Source organism: Intrasporangium chromatireducens Q5-1 (genome assembly GCF_000576575.1).
Classification (GTDB): domain Bacteria; phylum Actinomycetota; class Actinomycetes; order Actinomycetales; family Dermatophilaceae; genus Intrasporangium_A; species Intrasporangium_A chromatireducens.
Genome location: NZ_AWQS01000198.1, coordinates 1 through 7,053, shown reverse-complemented (window position 1 = coordinate 7,053; position 7,053 = coordinate 1). Strand labels below are relative to the sequence as shown.

Sequence of the window (7,053 nt, the reverse complement as noted above, 5' to 3'; positions counted from 1 at the left end):
CCGGTCACCACAGGCCGGCCGGACGACGCCCCCGCACCCAATCGAGCGGTGACATGAGCGCATTCATCCAGTACACCCTGCAGGGCCTCGCGGCCGGCGGCTTCTACGCCCTCTCCGCCCTCGGCCTCGCCGTGATCTTCGGCGTGCTCGGTGTCGTCAACTTCTCCCACGGCGCCTGCTACATGCTCGGCGCGGTCATCTCGGCGGTCCTCCTCGCCGAGGTGGGGGTCCACTTCTGGGTGGCCCTCGTCATCGTGCCGGTCATCATGTTCGGTGTCGGCGTGCTCATGGAGCGGCTCCTCATCAGGTGGCTGCTCCAGCTCGACCCGCTCTACAACTTCCTGCTGACCTTCGGCCTGACCCTCGTGCTCGTCGAGGCGGTCAAGCAGCGCTACGGCGTCTCCGGCCTGCCCTACGAGATCCCGGCAGGGCTCGGCGGCCAGCTGACCGTCGCCGGGATCGGCCTGCCGGTCTACCAGGTCTTCGCCTGCCTCTTCTCGGTCGCCATCTGCGTCCTCGCGTGGCTGCTGCTGACCAAGACCCGCATCGGCATGATCGTCCGTGCGGCGACCGAAGCCCCGGAGCGCACCCGCGCCCTCGGCATCAACGTCGGCCGGTGGGTCACCCCGGTCTTCGGCTTCGGCATCGCCCTGGCCGGTCTCGCCGGCGTCCTCGCGGCGCCCTTCCGCGCCGTCACCGCGGAGATGGGCAGCAACTTCGTCATCATCCTGTTCGCCGTCGTCGTCATCGGCGGGCTCGGCTCCATCCTCGGCGCCGTCGTCGCCGGCTTCCTCGTCGGCCTGGTCGAGGCCTACGGCATCGCCTACCAGCCCCGCTACGCCCAGATCGCCATCTTCGTCCTGATGGCCGTCGTCATCCTCGTCCGGCCCTCCGGGCTCTTCGGGCGGGAGGAGACCGCATGAGCACCGAGCTGACCACCCCCACGAGCGAGCTCGATCTCGCCCAGTCCTCGATCCTCCCGCGGCGCGGCCCCTGGCGAGCGCTCATGCTCCTCGTCGGCCTCGTCATCGTCTGCGCCCTGCCGTGGTACATCTACCCGCCGGTCGCGATGGACATCATGTGCTGGGGGCTGTTCGCCATCAGCGTCGACCTGCTGCTCGGCTACACCGGCCTGCTCAGCTTCGGCCACGCCGCCTTCTGGGGCGGCTCCGCGTACTGCACCGGCCTCATCGCGATGAAGTCGGGACTGCCGTTCCCCGTCGCCGTGCTCGGCGGCGTCGTCTTCGCCATGCTCATCGCCGTGCCGATCGGCTACCTCTCGGTGCGCCGCACCGGCATCTACTTCGCGATGGTGACGCTCGCCTTCGCCCAGATGCTCTACTTCATCGCCAACCAGTGGAGCAGCCTGACCGGCGGGGAGAACGGCCTGCAGGGCATCCCGAAGAACTTCTTCGGGGTCGAGTCCGTCGAGACCGACTCGTTCTTCTTCTACTACGCCGGGCTCGTCCTGATCCTCATCGGAGTCTTCGTCGCCTGGCGCGTCGTCAACTCGCCGTTCGGCCGCCTCCTCACGGCCATCCGTGACAACCCGGCTCGAGCCCGGGCGCTCGGCTACGACGTCGACCGCTACAAGATCATGGCGTTCGTCATCTCGGCCGGCCTCGCTGGTCTGGCGGGTGGGGTCTTCGCGATCAGCCACGGCTTCGCCTCGCTCCAGGAGCTGGTCTGGACCACGTCCGGCAAGGTCGTGCTCATCACCGTCCTCGGTGGCATCGGCACGCTGTGGGGCGGCCTCGTCGGCGCCGGCATCGTGGTCACCCTCGAGGACTCGCTGGCCTCGTCGGGCTTCGAGGGGATCGGTCTGATCACCGGCTCGATCTTCGTCATCATCGTGCTCCTCTTCCGCCACGGCGTGTGGGGCACGGCCCGCAACCTGTTGCGCAAGTGGGTCGTCGAGCGGCGCCACCCGCGCTGACCGCAGCCGTGGTCGGAGCGGCGGGCGGGGCCTCCTAGACTGGGGCCCATGTCCTCCCTCACTCGTGACGACGTGGCGCACCTGGCCGTGCTCGCCCGCATCGACCTCAGCGAGGCCGAGCTCGACCGCATGGTCGGCGAGCTCGACGTCATCCTCGGCGCGGTGGCCAAGGTGCAGCAGGCGCCGATCGACGGGGTCGCGCCGATGTCGCACCCGCTCCCGCTGACGAACGTCACCCGCCCCGACGTCGTGCGCCCGAGCCTCACCCCGGACGAGGCCCTCTCCGGCGCCCCCGAGGTCGAGGAGCAGCGCTTCAGCGTGCCCCGGATCCTGACCGAGGACTGAGGCGCAGGTATGCCGCTCAGCCGGCTGAGCGGCATACCTGCACTCCCAGCGAATTTCGTTGACGACAAAGGGAACTGACGACGTGAACTCCGACCTGACCCGCGCCACGGCAGCAGAGCTGGCCGACGCGCTCGCGACCAAGACCGTCTCGTCCGTCGAGGTGACGCAGGCGCACCTCGACCGCATCGCGGCGGTGGACGAGCAGGTGCACGCCTACCTCCACGTCGACGCGGAGGGTGCGCTGGCGGCGGCCCGCTCGATCGACGAGCGACGCGCCGCCGGTGAGTCGCTCCCGGCGCTGGCCGGCGTGCCGATCGCGGTCAAGGACGTCATGACCACGCGCGGCATCCCGACGACGTGCGGCAGCCGGACCCTCGAGGGCTGGGTGCCGCCCTATGACGCGACGGTCGTCACGCGGCTGCGCGCCCAGGGGATGCCGATCCTCGGCAAGACGAACATGGACGAGTTCGCGATGGGCAGCTCGACCGAGCACTCGGCCTACGGGCCGACGCGCAACCCGTGGGACCTCGAGCGGATCCCCGGCGGCTCGGGCGGCGGCTCCAGCGCCGTCGTCGCGTCGTTCCAGGCGCCGCTCGCCATCGGCACCGACACGGGTGGCTCGATCCGCCAGCCGGCCGCGGTGACCGGCACCGTCGGCACCAAGCCGACCTATGGCGGCGTCTCGCGCTACGGCCTCGTCGCGCTCGCCTCGTCGCTCGACCAGGCCGGGCCGTGCGCCCGCAGCGTCCTCGACACGGCCCTGCTGCACTCCGTCATCGGCGGCCACGACCCGATGGACTCCACTTCGATCGAGGCCCCCGTGCCGGCGGTCGTCGAGGCAGCCCGCAACGGTGACGTCAGCGGGATGAAGATCGGGATTGTGCGCGAGCTCGGCGGCGAGGGCTACCAGCCGGGCGTGCGGGCCCGCTTCGACGAGGCGGTCCAGCTCCTCGTCGACCGGGGGGCCGAGGTCATCGAGGTGTCGTGCCCGAACTTCGACTACGCGCTCGCCGCGTACTACCTGATCCTGCCGAGCGAGGCGAGCTCCAACCTCGCGAAGTTCGACGCGATGCGCTACGGCCTGCGGATCCTGCCCGACGGCGTCGACGACCCGAGCGCCGAGCAGGTCATGGCGGCCTCGCGTGACGCCGGCTTCGGCGACGAGGTGAAACGCCGGATCATCCTGGGCACCTACGCGCTCAGCTCCGGCTACTACGACGCCTACTACGGCTCCGCCCAGAAGGTGCGCACGCTCATCGCCCAGGACTTCGAGCGCGCCTTCGCGAAGGTCGACGTGCTGGTCAGCCCCACGGCGCCGACGACCGCGTTCCGGTTCGGCGACAAGCTCGACGACCCGATGGCCATGTACCTCAACGACATCGCGACGATCCCGGCGAACCTCGCCGGAGTCCCGGGCATGTCGCTGCCCTCGGGCCTGGCCGATGAGGACGGCCTGCCCGCCGGCATCCAGATCCTCGCTCCGGCGATGCGCGACGAGCGGCTCTACACGGTGGGTGCGGCCCTCGAGCGTGCCCTCGCCGACCGGTGGGGCGGCCTGCTCATCGACCGCGCCCCCCAGCTCGACGCGTCGATGGTGAAGGGAGCCTGACATGACGACGGCATCGATGACCACCGACGAGGTCATGGACTACGACGAGGCGATCGCCCGCTTCGACCCCGTCATGGGCCTCGAGGTCCATGTCGAGCTGAGCACCGAGACGAAGATGTTCTGCGGCTGCGCGACGGCCTTCGGCGCTCCGCCCAACAGCCAGGTCTGTCCGGTCTGCCTCGGGCTGCCGGGCGCGCTGCCGGTCGTCAACGCCACGGCGGTCGAGTCGGCGATGCGGATCGGCCTGGCCCTCAACTGTGAGATCGCCGAGTGGTGCCGGTTCGCCCGGAAGAACTACTTCTATCCGGACATGCCCAAGAACTTCCAGACCTCGCAGTACGACGAGCCGATCGCGTTCGACGGCCACCTCGACGTCCAGCTCGACGATGGCAGCACCTACCGGATCGAGATCGAGCGGGCCCACATGGAGGAGGACACCGGCAAGTCACTCCACATCGGCGGCGCGACCGGTCGCATCCACGGTGCGGACCACTCGCTCGTCGACTACAACCGGGCCGGCATCCCGCTCATCGAGATCGTCACGAAGCCGATCGTCGGCGCGGGGGAGCGGGCGCCAGAGGTGGCGCGTGCCTACGTCTCGGCCCTGCGCGACCTCATGCGGGCGCTCGACGTCAGCGACGTGAAAATGGAGCAGGGCTCGATGCGCTGCGACGCCAACGTCTCGCTCCGGCCGCGGGTCGGCGACGACCACTCGGGTCCGGAGCAGCTCGCGGTGCCGCTCGGCACCCGCACCGAGACCAAGAACGTCAACTCGCTCCGTTCCGTCGAGCGGGCCGTGCGCTACGAGATCTCCCGGCACGCGGCGATCCTCGCCGGCGGCGGGTCGATCCTCCAGGAGACCCGGCACTGGCACGAGGACACCGGTGTCACGACCTCCGGCCGCGAGAAGTCCGACGCCGAGGACTACCGCTACTTCCCGGAGCCCGACCTCGTGCCGGTCGCGCCGCCGCGTGAGACGGTCGAGGCCCTGCGGGCCACCCTGCCGGAGCCGCCGGCCGAGCGCCGCCGGCGTCTGCAGACCGAGTGGGGCTACAGCGACCTCGAGATGCGCGACGTCGTCAACGCGGGTGCGGTCGAGCTGATCGAGGAGACCGCCGCCCTCGGCACGAGCGCGCAGGCCGCGCGCAAGTGGTGGCTGGGTGAGCCGTCGCGGCGCGCGAACGCGGCCGCGCAGGACCTCGTCACGTATGCCGCTGGGCTGGGTTTCACGCCCGGCGACGTCGCCGAGCTGGAGGCCATGGTCAAGGCCGGGCGGCTCAACGACTCGATGGCCCGGCAGGTGCTCGACGGGGTGCTCGACGGTGAGGGGCACCCGGTGGAGGTCGCCGACGCGCGCGGGCTCGAGCTCGTCCAGGACGACGCCGCGCTCGAGGCGGCCATCGACGAAGTCATCGCCGCCAATCCCGACGTCGCGGAGAAGATCCGCGGCGGCAAGGTGCAGGCCGCCGGTGCGCTGATCGGCCAGGTCATGAAGGCGATGAAGGGTCAGGCGGACGCGGGCAAGGCGCGCCAGCTGATCCTCGACAAGCTGCAGTAGGCAGGACCGCGAGCCCGGCTCCGATCGGAGCCGGGCTCGCGCATGTGACGCGGCAGTGGCCGCACGAGCCGGGCTGACAGGGCCCGGGAAAGGTACAAAGGGGTATCCGTGAGTCAGACGGCTGACGAACACTACGAGGACTGGTCCGACCGGTTGGCGCTCGCCGAGGCGATGATCCCGATCATCGGCCGCCTCTACCGACACAACAACGTCGTGACCTCGATCTATGGCCGTGGTCTGGTCAACGAGTCGGCGATCCACCTCATCAAGGCGCACCGGTTCGCCCGCCGCGTCGACGACGTGGAGCTCGACCTCGCCGACACGCTGCCGCTCCTGCAGGCGGTGGCGGCCGCCGATCCCGGGGCCGCGTCGGTCGACCTCGCGCGGCTGAACCGGAAGTACCGGCAGGAGGGCGGGGACCGCGACCTGACGCAGTTCGTCCGGGACGAGCTCGGTGACCTCGTCGGGCAGAAGGGCGCCCGCTCGGCCGCCGAGCTGCGCGGGCAGGACGTCGTCCTCTATGGCTTCGGCCGCATCGGTCGCCTGCTCGCGCGGATCCTCGTCGACCACGAGGGCAAGGGCGACGGCCTCAAGCTGCGGGCGGTCGTCGTGCGCAAGGGCTCGGAGAACGACCTGCACAAGCGGGCCAGCCTGCTGCGCCGCGACTCGGTGCACGGGTCCTTCCAGGGCACGATCACGGTCGACGAGCAGGCCAACACGATCCTGGCCAACGGCACCCTCATCCAGGTCATCTACTCCGACGACCCTGCGAGCGTCGACTACACGGCCTACGGGATCTCGGACGCCATCGTCGTCGACAACACCGGCCGCTGGCGCGACCGCGAGGGCCTGGCCCAGCACCTCGCCTGCCCCGGTGTCTCGCGCGTCCTGCTCACCGCGCCCGGCAAGGGCGACCTGCCGAACGTCGTCGCCGGGATCAACGAGTCGGCGATCGGTGACGAGCCGATCCTGTCCGCGGCCTCGTGCACGACGAACGCGATCGTCCCGGTGCTCAAGGCGATCTCGGACGAGTACGGCATCCTCGGCGGCCACGTCGAGACGGTGCACTCGTTCACGAACGACCAGAACCTCATCGACAACTTCCACAAGGGGGAGCGGCGCGGTCGGTCGGCGGCGCTCAACATGGTGCTGACGGAGACGGGCGCGGCCAAGGCCGTGGCCAAGGCACTGCCGGAGCTCGCCGGCAAGCTCACCGGCAACTCGATCCGCGTGCCCACGCCGAACGTGTCGATGGCGATCCTCAACCTGACCCTGGACCAGCCGGTCGAGCGCGACGAGGTCAACCGCTACCTGCGGATGACCTCGCTGCACACGCCCCTGCACAAGCAGCTCGACTTCATCGACTCGCCGGAGGTCGTCTCGACGGACTTCGTCGGGTCGCAGTACGCGGGCATCGTCGACGGGCGGGCGACGATCACGGCGGACAACCGGGTCGTGCTCTACGTCTGGTACGACAACGAGTTCGGCTACAGCTGCCAGGTCGTCCGGGTGCTCGAGACGATGGCGGGGGTGCACCCGCCGGCCTTCCCCAAGGCCTGACCCAGCGTCGGAAAGTGGCCTCTCGACGGGTTTCCCCGTCGAGAG

The 7,053-nt window shown here is 70.2% G+C and carries 6 protein-coding genes; all 6 read left to right on the top strand.

Annotation, left to right across the window (positions count from 1 at the left end):
• The first annotated feature begins 53 nt into the window (after positions 1-53).
• The 6 genes from N864_RS17215 (at position 54) to N864_RS17190 (ending at position 7,008) form a co-directional block, all read left to right on the top strand.
• Positions 54-923, top strand: a complete 870-nt coding sequence (locus N864_RS17215) for a branched-chain amino acid ABC transporter permease (protein WP_034719757.1) — start codon at positions 54-56, stop codon at positions 921-923.
• The gene (locus N864_RS17210; protein WP_034719754.1) at positions 920-1,936 is read left to right on the top strand and encodes a branched-chain amino acid ABC transporter permease; all 1,017 of its coding nucleotides are present in this window, start codon (positions 920-922) and stop codon (positions 1,934-1,936) included. Before N864_RS17215 ends, N864_RS17210 begins: the two co-directional genes overlap by 4 nt.
• A 48-nt stretch (positions 1,937-1,984) precedes the next feature.
• Complete coding sequence (gatC, locus tag N864_RS17205; RefSeq protein WP_034719751.1) at positions 1,985-2,281, top strand: Asp-tRNA(Asn)/Glu-tRNA(Gln) amidotransferase subunit GatC; 297 nt, start codon at positions 1,985-1,987, stop codon at positions 2,279-2,281.
• Positions 2,282-2,363: 82 nt separating this feature from the next.
• Entirely contained in the window at positions 2,364-3,890 is a 1,527-nt protein-coding gene (gene gatA / locus N864_RS17200; RefSeq protein WP_034719749.1) for an Asp-tRNA(Asn)/Glu-tRNA(Gln) amidotransferase subunit GatA, read from the top strand.
• 1 nt (position 3,891) lies between these two features.
• Positions 3,892-5,448 (top strand): Asp-tRNA(Asn)/Glu-tRNA(Gln) amidotransferase subunit GatB, encoded by a 1,557-nt coding sequence (gene gatB, locus N864_RS17195; RefSeq protein WP_034719746.1) that lies wholly within the window; start codon positions 3,892-3,894, stop codon positions 5,446-5,448.
• Positions 5,449-5,556: 108 nt separating this feature from the next.
• The gene (locus tag N864_RS17190) at positions 5,557-7,008 is read left to right on the top strand and encodes a glyceraldehyde-3-phosphate dehydrogenase (RefSeq protein ID WP_034719743.1); all 1,452 of its coding nucleotides are present in this window, start codon (positions 5,557-5,559) and stop codon (positions 7,006-7,008) included.
• Positions 7,009-7,053 lie beyond the last annotated feature (45 nt).

What these genes read in the sequence shown, in the direction of transcription:
- N864_RS17210 (WP_034719754.1), top strand. Translation starts at nt 920, where the DNA reads ATGAGCACCGAGCTGACCACCCCCACGAGCGAGCTCGATCTCGCCCAG.
- gatC (WP_034719751.1), top strand. Translation starts at nt 1,985, where the DNA reads ATGTCCTCCCTCACTCGTGACGACGTGGCGCACCTGGCCGTGCTCGCC.
- gatB (WP_034719746.1), top strand. Translation starts at nt 3,892, where the DNA reads ATGACGACGGCATCGATGACCACCGACGAGGTCATGGACTACGACGAG.
- N864_RS17215 (WP_034719757.1), top strand. Translation starts at nt 54, where the DNA reads ATGAGCGCATTCATCCAGTACACCCTGCAGGGCCTCGCGGCCGGCGGC.